Origin of the sequence: Bdellovibrio sp. HCB209, assembly GCF_047306065.1 — a bacterium.
Lineage (GTDB): Bacteria > Bdellovibrionota > Bdellovibrionia > Bdellovibrionales > Bdellovibrionaceae > Bdellovibrio.
This window is the reverse complement of sequence record NZ_CP178618.1, coordinates 486,269-506,034: the sequence shown is the minus strand read 5'-3', so window position 1 is coordinate 506,034 and position 19,766 is coordinate 486,269. Positions and strand designations below refer to the sequence as shown.

19 protein-coding genes are annotated in these 19,766 nt (G+C 45.1%); 5 read left to right on the top strand and 14 right to left on the bottom strand.

The genetic code is table 11. The features are described 5' to 3' along the window. Position 1 precedes the first annotated feature (1 nt). The 8 genes from ACLVWP_RS02535 to ACLVWP_RS02500 form a co-directional block, all read right to left on the bottom strand. Positions 2 to 1,057, bottom strand: a complete 1,056-nt coding sequence (locus tag ACLVWP_RS02535; protein WP_413559862.1) for a tetratricopeptide repeat protein — start codon at positions 1,055 to 1,057, stop codon at positions 2 to 4. A gap of 154 nt (positions 1,058 to 1,211) precedes the next feature. Continuing rightward, positions 1,212 to 1,637 carry a hypothetical protein gene (locus ACLVWP_RS02530; protein WP_413559861.1) on the bottom strand — a complete coding sequence of 142 codons (426 nt, stop codon included), beginning with the start codon at positions 1,635 to 1,637 and terminating at the stop codon, positions 1,212 to 1,214. Positions 1,638 to 1,653: 16 nt separating this feature from the next. Then, positions 1,654 to 2,058, bottom strand: coding sequence for a flagellar export chaperone FliS (gene fliS, locus ACLVWP_RS02525; RefSeq protein ID WP_413559860.1), 405 nt, complete (start codon positions 2,056 to 2,058; stop codon positions 1,654 to 1,656). A 53-nt stretch (positions 2,059 to 2,111) separates the two neighbouring features. Continuing rightward, a complete protein-coding gene (fliD, locus tag ACLVWP_RS02520; protein WP_413559859.1) occupies positions 2,112 to 3,485 on the bottom strand; it encodes a flagellar filament capping protein FliD in 1,374 nt (457 codons plus the stop codon). 194 nt (positions 3,486 to 3,679) lie between these two features. Next, complete coding sequence (locus tag ACLVWP_RS02515) at positions 3,680 to 4,051, bottom strand: hypothetical protein (RefSeq protein ID WP_413559858.1); 372 nt, start codon at positions 4,049 to 4,051, stop codon at positions 3,680 to 3,682. A gap of 165 nt (positions 4,052 to 4,216) precedes the next feature. Further along, positions 4,217 to 5,050 carry a flagellin gene (locus ACLVWP_RS02510; protein WP_413559857.1) on the bottom strand — a complete coding sequence of 278 codons (834 nt, stop codon included), beginning with the start codon at positions 5,048 to 5,050 and terminating at the stop codon, positions 4,217 to 4,219. Between the two features lie 1,109 nt (positions 5,051 to 6,159). Next, positions 6,160 to 6,987, bottom strand: coding sequence for a flagellin (locus ACLVWP_RS02505; RefSeq protein WP_413559856.1), 828 nt, complete (start codon positions 6,985 to 6,987; stop codon positions 6,160 to 6,162). A gap of 473 nt (positions 6,988 to 7,460) precedes the next feature. Continuing rightward, positions 7,461 to 8,249, bottom strand: coding sequence for a 3D domain-containing protein (locus ACLVWP_RS02500; RefSeq protein ID WP_413559855.1), 789 nt, complete (start codon positions 8,247 to 8,249; stop codon positions 7,461 to 7,463). Positions 8,250 to 8,482: 233 nt separating this feature from the next. On the opposite strand from ACLVWP_RS02500, the gene ACLVWP_RS02495 reads away from it, so the two are divergent. Then, a complete protein-coding gene (locus ACLVWP_RS02495) occupies positions 8,483 to 11,182 on the top strand; it encodes an ATP-binding protein (RefSeq protein WP_413559854.1) in 2,700 nt (899 codons plus the stop codon). A 32-nt stretch (positions 11,183 to 11,214) separates the two neighbouring features. On the opposite strand, the gene ACLVWP_RS02490 is transcribed toward ACLVWP_RS02495, so the two are convergent. The 6 genes from ACLVWP_RS02490 to ACLVWP_RS02465 are packed head-to-tail and all read right to left on the bottom strand — an operon-like array spanning position 11,215 to position 15,701. Continuing rightward, positions 11,215 to 11,856: an ATP-binding cassette domain-containing protein gene (locus ACLVWP_RS02490; protein WP_413559853.1), complete on the bottom strand. Its 642-nt coding sequence runs from the start codon at positions 11,854 to 11,856 to the stop codon at positions 11,215 to 11,217. Then, positions 11,828 to 13,231 (bottom strand): ABC transporter permease subunit, encoded by a 1,404-nt coding sequence (locus ACLVWP_RS02485; RefSeq protein WP_413559852.1) that lies wholly within the window; start codon positions 13,229 to 13,231, stop codon positions 11,828 to 11,830. Before ACLVWP_RS02485 ends, ACLVWP_RS02490 begins: the two co-directional genes overlap by 29 nt. A 53-nt stretch (positions 13,232 to 13,284) precedes the next feature. Next, positions 13,285 to 14,325: a thiamine ABC transporter substrate-binding protein gene (locus tag ACLVWP_RS02480; RefSeq protein ID WP_413559851.1), complete on the bottom strand. Its 1,041-nt coding sequence runs from the start codon at positions 14,323 to 14,325 to the stop codon at positions 13,285 to 13,287. 15 nt (positions 14,326 to 14,340) lie between these two features. Beyond that, positions 14,341 to 14,823 (bottom strand): DoxX family membrane protein, encoded by a 483-nt coding sequence (locus tag ACLVWP_RS02475; protein WP_413559850.1) that lies wholly within the window; start codon positions 14,821 to 14,823, stop codon positions 14,341 to 14,343. 13 nt (positions 14,824 to 14,836) lie between these two features. Beyond that, a complete protein-coding gene (nth, locus tag ACLVWP_RS02470) occupies positions 14,837 to 15,475 on the bottom strand; it encodes an endonuclease III (RefSeq protein WP_413559849.1) in 639 nt (212 codons plus the stop codon). After that, entirely contained in the window at positions 15,465 to 15,701 is a 237-nt protein-coding gene (locus ACLVWP_RS02465; RefSeq protein ID WP_413559848.1) for a ferredoxin, read from the bottom strand. The genes nth and ACLVWP_RS02465 overlap by 11 nt, the downstream gene beginning before the upstream one ends. 159 nt (positions 15,702 to 15,860) lie before the next feature. On the opposite strand from ACLVWP_RS02465, the gene ACLVWP_RS02460 reads away from it, so the two are divergent. From ACLVWP_RS02460 to ACLVWP_RS02445, 4 genes are all read left to right on the top strand, one after another. Next, complete coding sequence (locus ACLVWP_RS02460; RefSeq protein ID WP_413559847.1) at positions 15,861 to 16,952, top strand: GNAT family N-acetyltransferase; 1,092 nt, start codon at positions 15,861 to 15,863, stop codon at positions 16,950 to 16,952. Then, positions 16,949 to 17,887: a hypothetical protein gene (locus ACLVWP_RS02455; RefSeq protein WP_413559846.1), complete on the top strand. Its 939-nt coding sequence runs from the start codon at positions 16,949 to 16,951 to the stop codon at positions 17,885 to 17,887. Before ACLVWP_RS02460 ends, ACLVWP_RS02455 begins: the two co-directional genes overlap by 4 nt. 66 nt (positions 17,888 to 17,953) lie before the next feature. Continuing rightward, the gene (gene elbB, locus ACLVWP_RS02450) at positions 17,954 to 18,607 is read left to right on the top strand and encodes an isoprenoid biosynthesis glyoxalase ElbB (RefSeq protein ID WP_413559845.1); all 654 of its coding nucleotides are present in this window, start codon (positions 17,954 to 17,956) and stop codon (positions 18,605 to 18,607) included. Between the two features lie 52 nt (positions 18,608 to 18,659). Beyond that, a complete protein-coding gene (locus ACLVWP_RS02445) occupies positions 18,660 to 19,748 on the top strand; it encodes a D-alanine--D-alanine ligase family protein (protein WP_413559844.1) in 1,089 nt (362 codons plus the stop codon). The last annotated feature ends 18 nt before the right edge of the window (positions 19,749 to 19,766 follow it).

Here is a 19,766-nt window from a genome sequence, read left to right as displayed (position 1 = left end):
TTTATGCTGCCTTTACTGTAGGTGTGATTTTCTTTTTAAGATTTCTAACTTCGCTGTGATCCGGGTTCCACAAAAGCACGCGCTCGATTTCAAGCATGGCTTTGTCCAATTGACCCGTAGTGCAGAACAAATTGATAAGAACCAAGGACATATCCTCGTCTTGCTCAACAGTTGCTAGGTATTCTTCAAGTGCGTCGATGGCTTTTTGCAATTGAAGATCACGCATGCCCCAATTTGCCGCCAAATGAACTGCGGTACGATTTTTCTTATTGATATCTAAAGCGGCATCGATATTCGCCCATGCCAGCTCCGTGTCACCGAACTGATGGTGAACCATCGCCAAACCAACCCATGCTTTGTCGTTTTCTGGATTGATTTGCACGGCCTTACGGAAGCAGTACAATGACTTATCAAAATCGCCACGCTGAACTTCAAGTGTTCCGAAATTCACCAATAGGACATCCGAAGTCGTATTGATCGTGTAAGCTTTATTGTAGTACTCTTCTGCTCCATCGAAGTCGCCTTGGCGAACATAGATGTTGCCCATGTTTTTATAGACTTCAAAAAGCTGATCATTTTCTTCAGTAATTACTGATAACGCTTCAAAGTACTTCTCCAAAGCATCTTGATCACGGCCCATGCGATATAGAGCGTGCGCAAGGTAGGCCAAGCTCTCAAATCCATAGTCGATCTTGTTCCAAGCATTCAAGGCGATCAAAGCCTCATCATGTTTGCCGATCTTTTCTAAATTGCGAGACAACATATTTAATGTCGCAGGATTTTTAGAATCGATATTGCTGGCTTGGCGCAAAAGATTAAGAGCTAAATTGTATTCACCGTGTTTAGACAGTACATCCGCATTCTGAAGATACTTAGAAACGCGCGGATCAACATTAGCTTGTTGCTTATTAAGAGTGGTGTCTGATTCAAAATCAGCGAGTGCTTGTACAGAATCAAAATAAATTCTGCCGGAGCCTTCTTTGAAGCTTTCCTCTGAAGTATTCACTTCAATATTTTCACTGGACTTTTGAACGATCTGATTTTCCAACATCTGCATGTATCTCCTCCGATAAATGAGATGAGCAACACAGATGCCAAACCTTAAGATGGGTCGAAATGCGATTATTTGTAGCTGAGGCAAGTTCAGCTCAGGAGTTTGACTCCCAGACCGTACTTGCCGTCAGGTTTTTGTCGGGAAAAAATTGCCGGGTCTAGGCTTCCTCATCCAATTGCAATTCAAATGCTTTGGATTTGTAGCCACCAATTGCTTTGCGGTTGCGACGAACATCCTGCAGCTCACGAATGATGGAGTTTTTTGCAGTCTCGATGCAAGCCAACACTTGGATGTCTTGTTCGATGATACGTGCAACATACTCATCTTTAATCATAAGAGCTTCTTTGATTTGTTTGCGATCTTCCTGCGCCATAACAGCTTCAGGGCTCATTTCGCTGTGAGCTTTATCGATTTGCGAGTCTACATATTTAAGAACATCCAGGATCTTTTCACGCGTTTGATAAAAGCTCTGCAAATTGTCGAACTGACCTTGTGCAAAGTTCACTAGCTCAATTTCATTAAGAGCATAGAACTTTTCAAGGTAATGATTCTTCTCGTTCAACAAGCTGATGATTCTGGTCACTTTACCCTCCATGGTATTAACCCGCTTTCTTTCCGTCGTCTGATTCTTTTTTAATTTTTTCTACTGCTTGCACCCAGCCATCATACAAAGTATTTAGCAGCTTCAAGTTGGCATGAAGTGGTGCTGCGTCTCCGCTGATGTTTGCTTTGGTGTATTGTTCCATCATGAACATATAAAGTTGTTCCAGCTGATTTGCGATCTCGCCGCCCACTTTATGATCAAGAGTGTTGTTAAGTTCCATGATGATATCGAACGCTCTGCCGATATTTTGGCCACGATCCGCGATCTTCTTTTCTTCAATGGCTTTGATAGCAAGTTTGGTAAACTTGATCGCACCCTCATAAAGCATCAAAAGGATTTTTTCCTTGCTGGCACTTTGTACTGAAGTCTGTTTGTATTTTTGATACGCGTTCTTGTTCATCCTGTCCTCTTTTTTGTTCCCTAACCGTTCAACGTCCCTATTAAACTTCTAACTTAGCCGCCGCCTTGGCGGGCCATCGCTGCAAACTTAGCTTGCTGAGCTTGCATCTCTGACATTTTCGACTCGAGATTCGCAAACTTCTGACGAAGTCCGTCTTCTTTCTTCTCGAGTTGTCGCTCTTTGGTATTGATACGCTGATCGATTTGTTTGATCTGCGATTCAAGACCACGTTTGCGATTCGCCAGTCCCCCGTACTCACCATTGGTAAGATTGGAGACCGCATTTTTAATCACCGACGCGAAACCTGTTCTAAAACCATCGCCTCGGATAAACGCTGCCACCGCATTTGGGTTGGCATTCAAAACTTTATTAAACTTGTCCTGGTTCAACTCCAACATACCGTTACGGTTGAAGGTGATGCCCAGTTCACTCACACGTAGAATCGGAGTCTGCACTCCGCCTACTGGGTTTAAGATCGCACTTCTTAACGAACTTTCGATCGTTCTTAGAAGACCATCACCACCCAATGGACCCATTTTAGGATTTCCATCCTTACCAGAGCCCTGCATCTGATGTTGCTTTTGGATAAATCCCAAAGCCTCATTATAGGCATCAACGAAGCTTTTCACTTTACCGCTGATGACTTCCAGATTCTCCTTAACCGTCATATTGATGGTCTTACCCGGAGAAGCTGATTTCAGATCCAATGTCACACCCGGAATCAACGTCGTCGTTTTATTCTCGGGCAATTCAATTTCAAAACCGTCCACTTTCACTTTGGCATTCTTGGAAGGACGAGACTGATCGAAGTACATATCTTGATCGCCATCCAAGAGGTAAATTTTCGGGAACTCAATTTGTGAGTCATCTCCCGTACCCAAACCAGAAACCAATATTTTGAAAGGATTTTCTTTATCCTTTCTGTCCTCGATAACCTGAGCTTTTAAACCCACGTCAGCGTTATTGATCTGACCTGCCACACCTTCCAGAGTCGAATTCTTGCCTGTGATATAGACTTCTTTCGAACCCTCTGAAGTTTTAAATTTTATATAACCCGTACCAATTTGCGTTTCATTCTTGTCAGGGAAACCGTTAGAAATCGCAGAGGCTTTTTCTGCCAACTGCACAACTTCCAATTGATACTCACCTGGCACCGCAACTGCCGGATCAAGTTGACCGTCCACCACAGCCGTGTCACTTGAAGTAAATTTCTTATCCTGGAATCCGCGGATATTTGTCAGGTCACTAAGATTTTTGGTGATTCCAACCACTTTTGACTCGAGATCTTTTACAAGCTTTAGCTTGTCGTCCTTCTCTGTCTTCTTAGCTTCCATTTGCTTCACAGGAATACGCTCAGCATCCATCAGCTGATCGACGATATTTGGTGGTAGCCCAGAGGCCATGCCTGTAATTCGTATTCCTGCCATGAAACAATCGTCTCAAATTCATACAGTGAACGTGAGTCAATTAAATGTCCGTCGAAAGGGCTGGTGGAGCGGGTTTTACGGCTCTAATGAAATATACGCGGGATAAATTTTGACATCCCCCCTTTCAGCTAGACTGAAAGCTGGGAATCAAATGCTATTTATACTTAAAAATCTTTGGGAATAATCGTGGAGATCTAGGCAGAACGCTTAATTAATTGCCCTCGAGGAGAATCGTCACTGGGAAGTGTCCATAACTCTGCTTCAGGAATTTTGCGAATAAGGGTGCCGAGATTATCTTTTACGAGAACGAAATTCTCTCCGCCGACATCGATAAGTTCCACCGTCCATCGGTGTTCTTTGAATGCAGGGAGTTTTCTGAGATGTTCCATCGAGGCTTCAAGCTGTTCCTCCGTCATCGGAGGCTTCTGATCTTGTTGCTGTTGATAGGTTTCTTGACCGTTGGCGTCTCTGTCGTGAGTACTGTCGGATTGAATCGCTCGCCCTGTGCGGTCTATCGACTTCACATCGGTTGGCGAAATTTGGGGAATCAATCCTTTGATATTCATGAGTATCTTATCGGTATTTTTGGCTCAAACTTAAACAGCTGGACTTTAGGCCATTCCTAAGTCCCCTCTTTAAGTACCCCAGGGAAACCTCTATAAAAACTTTCCCTGGGTAGGTTGGTACCGGGAGAGCACGGAGGCGCTCTCCCAGATTCAATCTTTCAAAAATTAACCAATTAGTTTCATCGCGATACCAGGCATTTGATTCGCCTGAGAAAGAACACTCGTGTTAGCTTGCAACAATACTTGGTTACGAGCTTGGTCAGCAGTTGCTGAAGCGATATCTGTATCACGGATACGAGAGTTCGCAGCAGAGATGTTCTCATGTTGGACACCCAAGTTGTCGACTGTTGAAGTCAGACGATTTTGAAGGGCACCAAGATTTGCGCGGAAACCATTCACTTTAGTTTGAGCTTCGTCGATCTTCGCAAGAGCTTCTTGAGCACCTGTTTTAGAAGAGAAGTCGAAACCATCAATACCTAGTGAAGATGTAGTTGCGTCAGTTTCACCTGCGTTGAAGGAGATTCTATCCGCAAAGTCGTCATTACCGATACCTACTTGGAAGTCATACTTGTCGCCAGAACCATCAAGTAGTTTTGTAGTACCAAATTTAGTAGACTGAGTGATACGTTGAGACTCAGCTTTCAATTGTTGAACCTCTTTATCGAGGAAGCCACGCTCAGTATCACCGATAGTATCAGAAGAAGCTTGGATACCCAACTCACGCATACGAGTTAAGATATTTGATACTTCAGACAAACCACCCTCAGCAGTTTGCACCATTGAGATACCATCATTCGCATTTCGTTGTGCTTGGCTGTAAGATCTGATTTGCGATTTCATACCTTCAGAGATTGCCAAGCCGGCAGCGTCGTCCGCCGCTTTATTGATACGCGATCCAGAAGACAATTGCTCCATGGATTTGCTAATTACACGTTGAGAACCTTGTAGTGTTCTTTGTGCATTTACCGCTGCGATATTAGTTGAAACTCTCATTCCCATTTGGGACCCCCATAATTTGTTGGCCGCCTTATACCTACTTAGGCTGACCGGTTTAACACGTCGGGACTCGATCTTTGTCTAATCACTCTGCAAGCGAACTTTCGTCAGGCAGTCACACCCTTCGAAGCTCTCGAGTTCTTTCGACTTAGATTTCGTCGTTGCTTCTGACATACCTTTCGGCGAGGTCTTGGAAGGCTTTAGTCGCGTCCTGCAAAACTAGACCATCATCTAGCTTTTCCTAGACCTTCGGCCTGAATTCTGGGCCTTTACCCTGGTTTTTTCAGTACCTAGGTCTAGGAAAAAACTCGATCATGCAAACGTCTGACAGACCTTTGCTGTGGGAAATGATCCCAATACATTGGAATAGTGGGGTTGAAGTACTTCGGACGTAGCTCTGGGAGCGATTCCTGAATTAGGTTTTCCCCTCTGTGGGAGCATGCGACTCCACGACACGCCATCGTGGCTCAACCGTCGCCCGCCTCTGGCGGGTGCGCGCATCCATGCGCCGACGGAGGTCGTTGCGCGCACACTCCCACAGAGGGGAAAACCTAACTCAGGAACCGCACGACGTGCCCCCCTTCTTCAACGCTCAATTTTTTCGGAGGGGAATTTCTCCTGTTTTGCTCTGCGAGCAAAATGCAGAGAAATGTTTTCGCCGCGGCCAACGATATATAGAAAGAAGAGATAGGAAGAAGAGACAGCTTTAAAGCGGAGGATAGAAAAGCTGAAGTGAGTTTGTGGTTTATTTCTTAGACCGCGAGTGCGCAGCACGAGCCTTGAGATGTTAAACGAAGCTCGCCCAGGCGAATCAAAAAGGTTCGAGTGCAAGGCGGAGGTGGCGTGCTGCCACGTAGGCGTACTCCAAGTACGCCGGAGAGCAAGCGCGACGCCGACAACGCAGCAATCGGGCCTTTTTCATTCGCCCGTCGTGACTAGCAAGTAAGCCCACCCCTAACGCAAAATCCCCCGAGGACCAGTCGATCCTCGGGGGTGGGCTGTAATTGAAGTAGTTTTTGTGGGCGACTACTCCAGAGGGAGATTTATCCCGGAGTCCCCCTCGCAACTTGAAGGAACTTATTTTTTATTAAAAACGAGGTTCTACTTACCTATTAGCCTACTAGTTTCATCGCTACGTTTGGCAATTGGTTGGCTTGCGCCAGAACCGATACCGCTGTGTTTTGCAGAATGTTGGCTGATGCCATTTCTGACGTTTCTTTCGCGATATCTGTGTCACGGATACGAGAGTTTGCAGCAGACAAGTTCTCGTATGAAATATCTAGATTACTTACTGTGGATTCTAGTCGTGATTGGGTCGCACCGAAACCGGCGCGCATTTCACTCACTTTTACTAGAGCTTTATCGATGTCTTCTAATGAAGATCTCGCTCCACTCTTATCTTCCATATCAATACCATCGATTCCCAGATTTCCTGCGGAAGCATCGGCATCGAAGGTTACTTTAATCATATTATCTTCACCGGCATTTTGACCGACTTGGAATTCTAGCTCGCCGCCAGATCCATCGAGAAGTTTACGATTACCAAACGTTGTGGTTTTGGCAATACGATCGGCCTCTTGGAGAAGTTGTTGGGTCTCTTTATTTAGGAATCCGCGTTCTGTTTCACCGATAGTATCAGATGAGGCTTGTACACCAAGCTCGCGAAGACGGATTAGGATATTGGAGATCTCATTCAGACCACCCTCACCTACTTGCGCAAAGGAAATGGCGTTGTTCGCGTTGTTTCTCGCGGCAGCAATACCTTTTAATTGTCCTTTGAAGTTTTCTGAGATCGCCAGACCAGCGGCGTCGTCAGCAGCATTTACGATACGGGAACCTGAAGCTAGAGCTTGAGCAGCATGCTCAGTTCTCTTTTGTTGCGTGGACAATACACGCTGAGCAGCGATAGACGCTGTATTTGTCGCAATTCTTAAGCCCATTACATTCCTCCTCGGGATATGTTTGGATCTTAGGACGCTGTTTTGTTTTGGATAAAAAGATTGCACTGTGGTCGCACCACTTACCTGCAGAACACCTTTGAACCCGACAACGTACTATGATCGATTGTTTGTTTCGTTCAAAAAACTCTTAAATTTTTAAATACAAATATTTTGGTTGGAGCAGGTCCCCCGCAGCATGGGTGACTGACCATGTTTGCAGGAGACTTTGTCCGGGAGATCTTTTTGAGGAGAGGTCCGCGGAAGCCCAACGTGTTACAAATAACTTATCGACGAAGGTCTAGAAAACTTTAGACCTAGGTCCAGGAATTTTTAGGGGACACAAGCTTAGTGCCTGATTTTATTAGATATTGAATGCAGAATTTTTTTCGACAAAGGTCTAGGTACCACTGGACTTTGGGTTAGGAAAAGCCCAAGGATACCCAATATTTATGTTACACAAAATGGCTTTCGGTTTATTCCTCGTATTTCTCGATGACTTCAGCTGCCTCTGGTGAAGTGCGAGAAAGCCTTGAAATTCTATCGAGGGCACGAACGACAACAACGTTTTTTAGACCCGGATAACCACGTCTTTCTCGAGTGATTTTAGCCTCTTCCTCTGTCGCTAATCTAAAATCAAATCGCGCATAAGGGTCGCCAAAACCTAAACGAGCAATGATGTTGTCTCTGGCCGCATGATTATAAAAGCCCGTGAAAAAATCAAAACGCCCCTCTCCTAAAATGCGTGCACCACGATCACGAATAACCAAGAATCCATCGTGAGTGCTGCCATCAGGCATCGGAGCCCCGACCAGACGAGGCACATAAATCACGTCGCCCACTTTATACAAACTCAGATCTGCCGCCACTGTGTAGTAGGGATCTAGACAAGTAGAGCTAACGCCATAACCAAAGGGACATTTGCGTAAATCCACCTCTACAAATCTTGGAATGTCTTTGATTCGAGAGTGATAATTGAAAGATCTCACACTCCCCGCTTTATCAACAAAGCAGGAACCCTCGATGAGGCAGCGATTAAAATCCACCAGACAAATTGTCGTAAGGACTTTCCCCTCTGGCGTCAGCATCTCTTTCATTTGATCTTGAGTACATTTATTAGAGTCAAAATGGACCGTTGGTTTGTAGTAAATTGAAGGTGATAACAATTGTGCTTCGTCTTCCATGACCTTCGTTTGGGCGCAGGAGATCACGTGAAGCATGAAAATCAAAGTGGCTACAATATGTCCTACAAACTTTATTCTCAAAATGACCTCCCAAAAACCGTGGATCTTCATTCATAACCAACCTTAAGAAAAATTTCATCTCCGCAGACAAAAGACAAATTACAACCAGTGCACCTTTTGCACGCAGACTGGTTTGCAGCATGTCGGTTACAAATAAACAACAACGACGGAAAGACCTGATTTCAGAGTGAAAAGGAACTACTCATTGATTGATTTGGATTCAATAGGTACTACTAAGTACTAAGGCAACAGCAATGACTTTACGTTTAAGAATTTTCCTATTCAATCTCGTCTCGGTGTTTTTGGCCACCTTCGTTGTTGCGTTGATTGGCCTTAAAATCGTTGAGTCCACTATCGTCGATAGTACTTACGAACGCTTGACGCAAATCCGCATCGCCAAAACGACGGCCATTGAAAACTATTTCCGTGATTTGCAAATGGCGATCAACTTGATTTCATCGCATGAATTGACGGACGACCTCTTGCGCTCGCTCTCCGACGAGTCCTATCCAGAATTCCGCAGACTTTTGGATAATTATGTTTTGGATTTCAACATCTACGACATGGCCCTGATCAGTCCTCAAGGCAAAGTGATTTATACCACTCGCAAAGATTTCGACGACGGAATTTCCGTCTTTGATGACACTCCCGGAACTGCGAAACTTAAAGACCTTTTCAACTGGGCGCAAAAAGCACAAGAGGGCTCGACTCTGTTCCTGGATTTTGAAAAAGATCCGGTCAGTGTCAAATTCACCACTGGCTATGTGGCGGCACCTATCATCCGTGATGCTAAATTCCTGGGTGTGGTGATTATCAAAATTTCGATTTCTGAAATTGATCGTATCACCAGTGACAACTTTGCTTGGGCTACACATGGCATGGGACAAACTGGCGAGACCTTGATCTATGGTGAGGACTGGAGCTTACGTAATACGGGTCGCTTCCGCGCAGAAGAGATCGAGGGCCGAGCAGTTCCAAGTACGCCAGGCAGTAACCGCGGCGATGAAGACATTAAAAAAATTGAAAACCTCAGCGAGGTTCGTGAACTAGGTACCGATTACCGTTCGCAAAAAGTTATTCGCTCTATCGGTAAGATCTATCTGCCCAATGGAGAGCTTTGGTACATCCAAACCAAGATCGACGAAAGCGAAGCCTTTGCCGTTCTTGATCGTATCGCGATCGCATCCAGTGCGGCGGCCGTGTTGATCTTTATCCTGTTCTTCTTTGCGACCTTTGCAGCAACAGGCAAAGTCGTTGAACCGATCCAGCTTTTGACAGATCGCTTAGAAAAACTAGGAACTAGCAATCTGACCCAAAAAATCAATTACCAATCCCGCGATGAAATCGGGATGCTAGTAACTAAGTACAATCAGTTGGCAGACCGTCTGGAAACTACGACAGTTTCTAAAGAGTTCCTCGATAGCGTTATTCAATCTATCAAGGCATTCCTCTTTATCGTGAAAGTCGTCCATCACGATGACTGGCGCCAATCTTCCTATATGATTTCTCAAGCGAATGAGTATGCGCTGAAATTATTGGGTCTTTCGCCAAATCAGGTGTCTCAAGTGGACTTGAAAAACCTGATCCATGCTCAGCCAGAGTTTAAGAACTACACATGGCTTTTGCAAACCAGACACAGTATCCAAGCTGAGATTACCAATGTCGATGGCCATCGTATTCCGATTTTGATGAACTGGGCGGCCCTGCCAAACAGAACATCAAAAGATTTAACGTTCGTATTCGTTGGAACAGATATCACAGATCGTATCCAAAGCGAGCACGCTTTGATCCAAGCTCGTGAACAAGCGGTGAAAGCATCACAAGCGAAATCGGAATTCTTGGCACGTATGTCCCATGAAATCCGTACGCCACTGAACGCGATTATTGGTATTACGGATATCCTGTCAGAGTCAGAACTAAAACCTGAGCAATCTCAGCTGGTACAAGTCTGCGCCAATGCCGGAGAAAATCTGCTGTCTTTGATCAACGATATCCTAGATATCTCTAAGATCGAAGCCCGCGAAGTTCGCATTGAAAAGATCGCTTTCGATCTGATCTCTACGACTAAAAATATCTGCGATATCTTGAAGCAAAAAGCTTCAGAGAAAAATCTCGATTTCCATCTGACCGTGAATATGGATGGCGAGCGTCCGATGATCATCGGGGACCCGACTCGCTTAAGACAAATCCTTTTCAACCTGATCGGAAATGCAATTAAGTTCACTCAGTCTGGCGAGATCGCTGTGACCGTGGATTTTGATGATCCGTTCAAAAAGAACGTACGCTTTAAAATCCGCGATACAGGTACGGGAATTCCTAAAGACAAGCAGCACCTGCTGTTCCAAAACTTCGTTCAAGCGGATAGCTCCATCACTCGTAAATTCGGGGGCAGCGGCCTAGGCCTTACGATCTCGAAAAACTTAGTTGAGCTCATGGGTGGTAAGATCTGGTTTGAAAGCCGTGAAAACCAAGGCAGTACTTTTGCCTTCACGATTCCGTATATCCCTACGGATGCAGTGACGACAGAGGCTCCCCGCTTTGAACAAGCGCGTGCCCCGCAGATCAATCAGAACGTGAATCGCAACGGCAGAATCCTGATTGTCGATGATACTGAAGACAATCGCTTCTTGTTGCTGACGTACTTAAAGAAATATCCTTTCGACATCGTACAGGCTGAAAATGGCCTAGTTGCTGTAGAGAAAGCGACGACCGGAAACTTTGATATCATCTTGATGGATATTCAAATGCCTGTGATGGATGGCTATGTGGCCACTCGAAAAATTCGTGAATGGGAAAAACAAAATCAGCACAAGCCGATCCCGATTATCGCGGTGAGTGCCAACGCCATGAGTGAAGATATTCAGAAATCGCTGGATGCAGGCTGCACAGAGCATTTAACTAAGCCTGTTAAGAAAACAGCGCTGTTAGAAATGGTTCAACGCTACACCATCTAAAAACAAACCGCCTCATCTCTGAGGCGGCAAAACTAACTTTCAGAAATAATAGTTCCGTTGCGGATATAGAAAACCTTGTTCGCCAGAACCTCGATGTCTTTCGGATCATGAGTTACTAGCACGGTCGGAATTTTCTCGGCCTCGATCACCGATTTCACCAGGCGACGACTGTCTTCACGGAGCTCCTGATCCAGGGCCGAAAAAGGCTCGTCCAATAGCAACAATCGCGGCTCACCCATCAAAGCACGAGCGATGGCCACACGTTGCTTTTCCCCACCGGAAATGATGGCAGCCGGTCTTTCCAGAAAAGATTCCATTTTCAAATTCTGCGTCAGATCTTTCAAACGAGTGCGCACTCTTTCCTCAGGAATCTGGCGAGCTCTGGCGGCAAATAGGATATTTTCTTTGGCTGTCATATGCGGGAATAAATCGAGCGTTTGAAAGACAACTCCCAAACGGCGATCTGGAGTTTTTAGTTTGGCAATATCCTGCCCTGCAAACGTCCACTTCATCCCAGGACAATCTTCTAAACCCAAGAGCATTCTAAAAACAGAGGTCTTCCCCGAACCCGAAGGACCGGATAAAACCGTGACACCCTCATCCAGGATTTCCCAGCGAGGAATATCTACTTTGAAATCGCCATAATCACGACGTAAATTTTCGACGAAGGACACGACTCCCCCCTATACATAAAGCGAAACAAATGATTCCGGCTAAAATAATTAAAAGACTTAAAACTGTGGCTTGATTCAAGCGATAGCTCGACATCAAAGTCTCCGTCATCATCGCAATGCTCAAATCACGATGAGCCAGAATTCTAGAAACTGCGAAATCTCCGCAGGCCCACACGGCACCAATCCCAGCAAGGACACCCGCTTTGCCCGATATTTGCGGGAACATGATTTCCTGAAAGATCTGTAGAGGACTCGCACCCATCGCATAGGCGATATTGGTCTGATTCTCTAAAGCGCGCAGTTCACTGTCCCATCCCATGCGGAACAGTCCATTTAAACTTAAAAGCATCAGCGCGATCGGAATTTTAAGATAAGGGTAAATGCCTTCATTCGGACTTAGGATCAATAAACTAAAACAAGCCAATGAAGTACTCGGGGCCACATATCCATTCAAGAATTTATCAAACCACGGTTTTGGCCAACAAAAAGCAATGGCCATCAAACCGACATAGCACAAAATACCCACAGCCATTCCAATAGCAACGCTGCCAACAAAACTCCAGATCAGGGCCGACTGATATTCATACAAGGTCGAAAGCATTCCAAAGCCCGCGACCAAACCTTGAATATATCCCGTCAGATACATCAACGATACAGCCACAATCACACCGATACCCGTGCGAGTTCTTAACAAAGTCAGGTTGGCATATCTAGAAGCCAGGCTTCCCTTACCACGGCTGACAATGATTGAAAGACCAAAAATAAACATCGATTGCAGCAGAGCCAGAACAACCGCCCCACCCCAATCGCTGGAAAGTCTGATCTTTTCGTAAATCAAAACTTCGATGGTTGTGCCTTTACCGCCACCGACGATCAATGGCACAGAGAAACTACCGAAACAAACTACAAAGATGAATAGACCTAAAAGCCACAGATCTTTTTTAAGCATCGGCAACAGTCCGCGAGTAACAAACTGCCAACGTGAAGCCCCTTCCACCAAGGAAAGCTCTGCAACTCCGCCCGTTTTATTTTCAACAATGCTGGTGAACAAAACCGCAACCAAACCAAAGTTCATCACCGTATGAACCAAGGCGATCCCAATCACACCCATTGGGAAGGGATCTACGAAATTCAAGATAGAAATCAGGATAAATAGAGGCGGCAGAAAGTTTGGAACCAAACACAAGACTTCCAAAATCAAACGCATGCGACTTTTAGAATGGGAGAAATTCAGAATTCCAAAAGAGGCCCAAATTCCCAAAACCAAAGAGGCCACGGCAGAAAGCATTGCCTGAATAAAGGTATTCTTAAACGCCCACCACAGCTCCCCTAAATCGGGAACTGCGTTTGGTTGAAATTGCGTCAGCAAAAACAAGAAGGGAAACAATAAGAAAAGAACCAGCGCGATGCGCAGGACCTTACGAAGGCTCAATTGAGATCGCCTCTGCGAACTTCAGTCCAACGTTTCAACAAACGGTCCACTTCAGCTGTCGGCATGATTTCAAATTCCGGCATAGACTTATACTCAGGAATTGCCGCGAAAGGAGTCCCGTCGCGCACGCCCTTCATCACGGGCATCATATAGTTCTTTTCCATGATGGCTTTTTGACCTTCAGGAGAAAGCATTAAGTTCACAAACTTTTCTGCCAGATCGCAATGACGGCAGAACTCTGGAATACCCACGAACTCAAACTGCACTGGCAATGGTTCTTCAAAAACCAAGGCTTGGTAGTCTTTCTTTTTCTCTTCGATTTCATGATACAAAGGCGACGTCACATAGGAGTATGCGAGCTTTGTCTGCTTAGAAGTAAACATACCGTATGCAGCAGACCACGTCGGAGAAAAGCTATGAACCTGTGGCATTAGCTTTTGCAAAAACTTGAACGCTTGCTCTTCACCTTTGGAACGAACCAACCAATACAAGAACTGCATTCCTGGAGAGCTCGTGCGAGGATCTTGCAAAGAAATTTTCTTGCTCAACTCTGGATCCAAAAGATCATCCAACTTTGTCGGAGTTTTCTTAAGCTCCCCCGTGCGCATCACAAACGTCAATGCACCCCAGTCGTATGGAACAAAATTATTATTCGCCAGAGCTGGCTTCACCACGTCATAGACATTGAGATTACCCAAACTCATTTTGCGCCATTGCTGTTCTGCTGTAGCTTTGGAAAGATCAAATTGATCTAAGCCCACAACCAGATCAGCACCCAGACTTTCGCCTTCGATTTTCAAACGTTGCAATAAAATCCCCGAGTCACTGCCCTCGATGAATTCCACTTTGCAGTTACAAGATTTTTCAAACTCTGCCTTAAGAACCGGCCCCGGTCCAAAGCGACCGGTGAAAGACGAATATCCAAATACACGAAGAGTCGGCATATTGCCGGCGCCCGTGCTAGTTTCCGTACGATTTAAAACCGCCAGAAACAAACCAAGAAAAACCACTGCTAGAAATATAATGAAGTTCTTCATAGATGCCCTGTGGAATTACCACCAAATACCGCGGCGGCGTTTAAAATAATAATAATCCAAGCCCAAACAGCGACCGGCACCGACCCAACCCAGGATCAAATGAATCGCTAAGAATGTTTTATAGAAATCTTCGTGGCCAGGACCCGACAAAAACAACATCATCACACACAGCAAAATTCCCAACAAAGCCATCGGGCGCACAACATAACCCAGGATGTAAGAGATCGCGATTGCGAACTCCAATCCTACGATAATGAATGCCACTGTCTGCCAATTTGGAATCATCTGTGCACTCGCGAAAATTTTAAACCAGTTCGGAGCGTGACTGCTTGGCAGCCATTCTGCAATAAGATCTGCGATACGCGGACGAGTTAAAAAATCTCCGCGGTATTTCATCAAAGCTTGTTCAAGATAGTAATAACCCAAGAATATTCTTAAAAAAGAAATGGGTAAAAGATGACCTACGTATTTAACGCTCTCAAAGAATGAAACAAACATGTGATCATTGTGCCTAGACTCCGCGCTTCGGGCAAGTCGTCTCAAGGAAGCAATGATCGCAAGCAGGTTTTCTCGCCTTACAGATAGCTCGACCATGAGAAATCAACAAATGAGAGAGAAGAATCCAATCTTCCTCGGGCACAACTTTGCACAATATTCTTTCAATCTGCACAGCGTTCTCTGTTTTGACCCATCCCAAGCGATTTGAAAGACGTGTCACATGAGTGTCCACAACGATGCCACTTGGAATATCAAAAGCATTGCCCAAAACCACATTGGCGGTTTTACGCCCAACACCCGCGAGCTGGACTAAAGCCTCAAGATCTTGAGGGATCTCTCCCCCATGTTTTTCCACCAAATCGTTGGCGGCTGATTTCAAATTCTTAGCTTTGTTTTTAAAGAATCCCGTAGAACGCACCAAGGATTCCAAGGTCGCAAGTGGCGCCTTCGCCATAGCCTCGGGAGTGGGGTATTTTTTGAACAGTGCTGGGGTCACCATATTCACGCGCTCGTCCGTGCATTGCGCGGAAAGAACCGTAGCTACCAGTAATTCAAAGGGATTTTTATGATCAAGGGCACAATGAGCATCGGGATAGTAACGCTTTAATAGGGAAATAGTCTCCTTGAGAGGAGCCTTTTTCTTAATTGTCACCGTCGTTGCCGATAGCTTCTACTGGGCAGCCCTCGATGGCTTCTTTTACCAATTCAGCTTCTTCTGGGCTCTCTGGTTGCTTAGATACGAAGGCGTGACCGTCTTCTTCGTGCATAGAGAAGTTCTTAGGCGCAGTCAAAACGCAGGCGTCGCAGGCAATACAAGATTGATCCACGAATACTTTACCCGGTTTATTTTCCGACCATTTTTGACCCTTATCAGCCATGAACTTCTCCCTAATAGGCCCTTAAATATAAGGAATTACCCCCTCCTGTCAAACTGACCTTCCCGACTTGTGTCGCATTTTCAGGGCCTAATTTGTTGAATCACTGGGGTCCAGCCCCAAATCCCGGTATTCTAGAGGAGATTGTCAAAAGGAGGGTTCATGGAAGGACCACGTTCGCCTAGGGAAACCGAGCTTCCCCAAGTTTTGGATTTTTTGAATAAAAAACTTCGCTCAGAAGCCCCTTGGTCCATTGCAGCCGAGTACCCAACCGCATTTACGCCTAACAACTTGCACAATATGCGTATTATTGCGGATGAGGAGCGCGTGCTTTCCCATGCGGTATTGAAACCTCTTATTATTAAGTCTCCTCACATCATCTATAAAGTAGCTGCGATCGGATCCGTCGTAACAGACGACCAACACCGTGGCCAGGGTTTGAGCACAACTGTGATCAAAGATTGCCTAAGATCTGCGCAGGAGCAATCTTGCGACATCGCGATCCTTTGGACTGATCTTTTCGATTTCTATCGCCGTATGGGTTTCGAACTGGCTGGCAGCGAGATCAGCTTCGTGATCGAAGACAACTTCGATATGCCAATCAGTAATCTTTCTTACTCTACAGATACTAGAATTGCTCCAGATGCGATCTATCGCCTGTATTCACAACATTCCGTGAACTCTGTGCGCTCGATCGAGGAAACTCGCAAGTTCTTGAGCATCCCACAAACTCAGATTTACACAGCCTGGGAACCAAACGGTCAACTGGCTGCTTATGCGATTGAAGGCAAAGGTATCGATTTGGGTGGTTACATCCACGAATGGGGCGGCTCTACGACAAAACTTTTGTCTTTGCTAAGCTTCATCCGCGCTAAAAAAGGAACTCCATTCACAATCATCTGTCCTAAACACGCACAAAACTTGATTCGTGAGTTGGAAACTCGTCCTGTTACAAAAAACAGCGGCTTCCTAGGCATGATTAAAATCGTAAACTTTGATCAGTTCTCAGCAAAAATCAAACGCGCTTTCCGCGCGGAAGGAATTGCTGATTTCGTTTTAGAAAAACATCCCGACAACTATGTTTTCGGTATCGGTCAGGATCTTTACACGATCAATAATGAAACTGATATGGTTCGTCTGTTGTTCGGCCCTATCGACTATCGCGCCATCGGTATTTTCAAAGAAGAAACCGTGCAAAAGTTTGAAAAAATCATGCCTCTGCATCTGTGGGTATGGGGTTGGGACTCTATATGAATAAGCCCTTCCAAAAACTTTTGATCCTAGCGATTGTTGCGGGATCACTGTCGTGCATGAAGCAACCTGAGCTCGAAGATGAAGTAATTCCTTCATCGGTAGAAGAAGTCAGCGGAGCTTTGGTTGATGCCTGGGGAACAGTCAGTCCTTTAACAATGCTTAAAGGTGATTTCCTGTTTCAAGAAACTGAACAGCAAATTGATACGATGGATGCTCGCTTGGTTCTGCAAGAAGGAACTACGATCTCTAATATCACGGAAACACCGAAACAGTACGATTATACATTCCTCTATCAAACAGCAGTTATTTCAGGTGACAACGCTTCTCAGTCGACTCGTGAAGATCACCGTACGGTGACTAAAACCAGCTCTGAAGATCCTGCGCCAGTCCAAACCGCTTCTAAAAAAGAAAAGTCGAGCGAAAGCTCTGCTCTTGCCACAGCAAAAGCCGTTCTGAATGCAAAGTCCTCTGACGTCAAAGTGATGGCCGATGACTATCAACTGACTTTGGGATTTGAACGCGTTCTGATGCTGGCAAATGCATGTGTCATGACTGATGACCTTTTGAAGTATTGCAAAGACGAATTAAAAGTCGACAGTTGTGAAATCAAATGTGCAAATCTTAAGAAAGAAACCGAAGTTCGCGTTGCTCCAAAGCTGATTCAGCAGCAACCAAACTGCGGTGGACTTGCGAATTGCAAACTGAATGTTAAAAAAGTGACATTTGATTGGTCGATCGTTCTAAAAACAGGTGATGTGACTGAAAAACAAAAGGTCACTTACACACTGGCGATGACCCAAGACCTGCCTTTCTTGCCACGCGTTCTGGATTATTGTTCACGAGGTCTTGTACAGATTCCGAATTCATCCACAAAAGTTCTTGTCACAACGTGCAACCGTCTTAAAAATTTTCAACGTACTACGAGCCAGAATTAACCAGCACTTGATTGCCAGACTTAGACACCTCCTGTAGAGTGAAAGCATCTCTCGGGAGGTTTTTTTATGAAAAAGATCGCAGTCGTACTTTCTGGATGCGGTTATTTGGATGGCACTGAAATCACAGAATCGGTCAGTCTTTTGATCGCTCTACATCAAGCTGGTGCTGAAGTCAGATGCTTTGCTCCCGACATCGAACTCAATGAAATGGATCACCTTGGTAAATCTGCCACTGGTGCAAAACGCAATGTCTTGAAAGAATCTGCACGCATTGCTCGCAGCGAAGTTTCTCCGCTAGCGTCTTTGCATGCAAAAGACTTTGATGGGATCGCATTCCCAGGTGGCTTCGGTGCCGCTAAGAATCTTTGCAACTGGGCTGAAAAAGGTGCCGCGTGTGACGTCAATGAAGACGTTAAGCGCGTGATCCTAGAATTCTATGAGGCTAGCAAACCGATCGGTGCTTGCTGTATCGCCCCTGTTCTTTTGGCAAAAGTTTTAGGTAAGAAAAAAGTCACTCTTACTATCGGTGATGATGCTGCAACAGCGGCAGAGATTCAAAAAACCGGCGCACAACATGAAGAGTGCCCAGTTGATGACTACATCACAGATCGCGAAACAAAAGTTGTAACCACTCCTGCTTACATGTACGGAAATGCAAAACCGAACGAAGTATTTGCCGGAATCTTTGGACTGGCACACGAACTGGTTGAGTGGGCTTAAGGACAAAGCACTCTTTATTGATAGAACGTTTTAACTCACGGATGGATTAAACATGAAAAAGACAATCGCACTTATTTTCGGCGGCAAATCAGCAGAACACGAAGTTTCTCTGCGTTCTGCAAAGAACGTTACAGATGCTTTGGACAAAGAAAGCTTCAATCCAATCCTTATCGGTATCAGCTCTGATGGAACTTGGTACCGTTTTCCAGATTCAACAGTCTTTGCTCAAGTAACAAAGATTGATGACAAAGCTTTGCCACCCAATGCAGAGCCTGTAGCGTTGATCAATGAATTCGGAAAACCTGTTTTGTTCTCTTTGAAAAACAGCTCTAAAACTTCCTTAGACTGCGCTTTCCCGATTATGCACGGAACGATGGGTGAAGACGGTACGATCCAAGGCCTTTTCAAAATGGTTAACATTCCGTTCGTAGGTTGCGGCGTATGGGCTTCTGCTGCGGGCATGGATAAAGCCGTGATGAAACACATCTTGGCGGATGCTAAAATTGCAAACGCTAAGTACATGTTGCTCACTCCGTACAAAGAAAACTCTTACGACGAAATCGTTAAAAATCTTGGCACGCCATTCTTTATCAAACCAGCAAATGCGGGTTCATCAGTGGGTGTACACAAAATCAAATCTGCTGAAGACTTCAAAGTTAAATTGAAAGACGCTTTCCAATTCGACTACAAAGTTCTGGCTGAAGAATTCATTCAAGGCCGCGAGGTTGAGTGCTCCGTGATGGGCCACAACCATGCACCTAAAGCTTCATTGCCTGGTGAAGTCATCCCTCAACACGAATTCTATTCTTACGAAGCAAAATACGTGGACGACAATGGGGCTTTGTTGAAAATCCCTGCTGAAATCGATGCAGAGACGGTAAAACGCCTGCAAGCGATGGCTGAGAAAACTTATCAAGCTATGGGCTGTGATGGTTTAACTCGTGTGGATTTCTTCTTGAAACCAAATGGTGAGTTGTACATCAACGAAATCAACACGATCCCAGGCTTTACTAAAATTTCCATGTATCCAAAAATGTGGGAAGCTTCCGGATTGGGTTACAAAGACTTGATCACAAATCTGATCAAACTCGCCTTCGAGCGCTACGAATCAGAATCAAAACTCAAAACAAGTTATCTATAAAATAAAAAAGGCGCGATC

Excerpts from the sequence above, each read along its gene's own strand:
- ACLVWP_RS02535 (WP_413559862.1), bottom strand. The coding sequence starts at position 1,057 with ATGCAGATGTTGGAAAATCAGATCGTTCAAAAGTCCAGTGAAAATATT.
- fliS (WP_413559860.1), bottom strand. The coding sequence starts at position 2,058 with ATGAACAAGAACGCGTATCAAAAATACAAACAGACTTCAGTACAAAGT.
- fliD (WP_413559859.1), bottom strand. The coding sequence starts at position 3,485 with ATGGCAGGAATACGAATTACAGGCATGGCCTCTGGGCTACCACCAAAT.
- ACLVWP_RS02515 (WP_413559858.1), bottom strand. The coding sequence starts at position 4,051 with ATGAATATCAAAGGATTGATTCCCCAAATTTCGCCAACCGATGTGAAG.
- ACLVWP_RS02510 (WP_413559857.1), bottom strand. The coding sequence starts at position 5,050 with ATGGGAATGAGAGTTTCAACTAATATCGCAGCGGTAAATGCACAAAGA.
- ACLVWP_RS02505 (WP_413559856.1), bottom strand. The coding sequence starts at position 6,987 with ATGGGCTTAAGAATTGCGACAAATACAGCGTCTATCGCTGCTCAGCGT.
- ACLVWP_RS02495 (WP_413559854.1), top strand. The coding sequence starts at position 8,483 with ATGACTTTACGTTTAAGAATTTTCCTATTCAATCTCGTCTCGGTGTTT.
- ACLVWP_RS02480 (WP_413559851.1), bottom strand. The coding sequence starts at position 14,325 with ATGAAGAACTTCATTATATTTCTAGCAGTGGTTTTTCTTGGTTTGTTT.
- ACLVWP_RS02475 (WP_413559850.1), bottom strand. The coding sequence starts at position 14,823 with ATGTTTGTTTCATTCTTTGAGAGCGTTAAATACGTAGGTCATCTTTTA.
- ACLVWP_RS02465 (WP_413559848.1), bottom strand. The coding sequence starts at position 15,701 with ATGGCTGATAAGGGTCAAAAATGGTCGGAAAATAAACCGGGTAAAGTA.
- ACLVWP_RS02460 (WP_413559847.1), top strand. The coding sequence starts at position 15,861 with ATGGAAGGACCACGTTCGCCTAGGGAAACCGAGCTTCCCCAAGTTTTG.
- ACLVWP_RS02455 (WP_413559846.1), top strand. The coding sequence starts at position 16,949 with ATGAATAAGCCCTTCCAAAAACTTTTGATCCTAGCGATTGTTGCGGGA.
- elbB (WP_413559845.1), top strand. The coding sequence starts at position 17,954 with ATGAAAAAGATCGCAGTCGTACTTTCTGGATGCGGTTATTTGGATGGC.
- ACLVWP_RS02445 (WP_413559844.1), top strand. The coding sequence starts at position 18,660 with ATGAAAAAGACAATCGCACTTATTTTCGGCGGCAAATCAGCAGAACAC.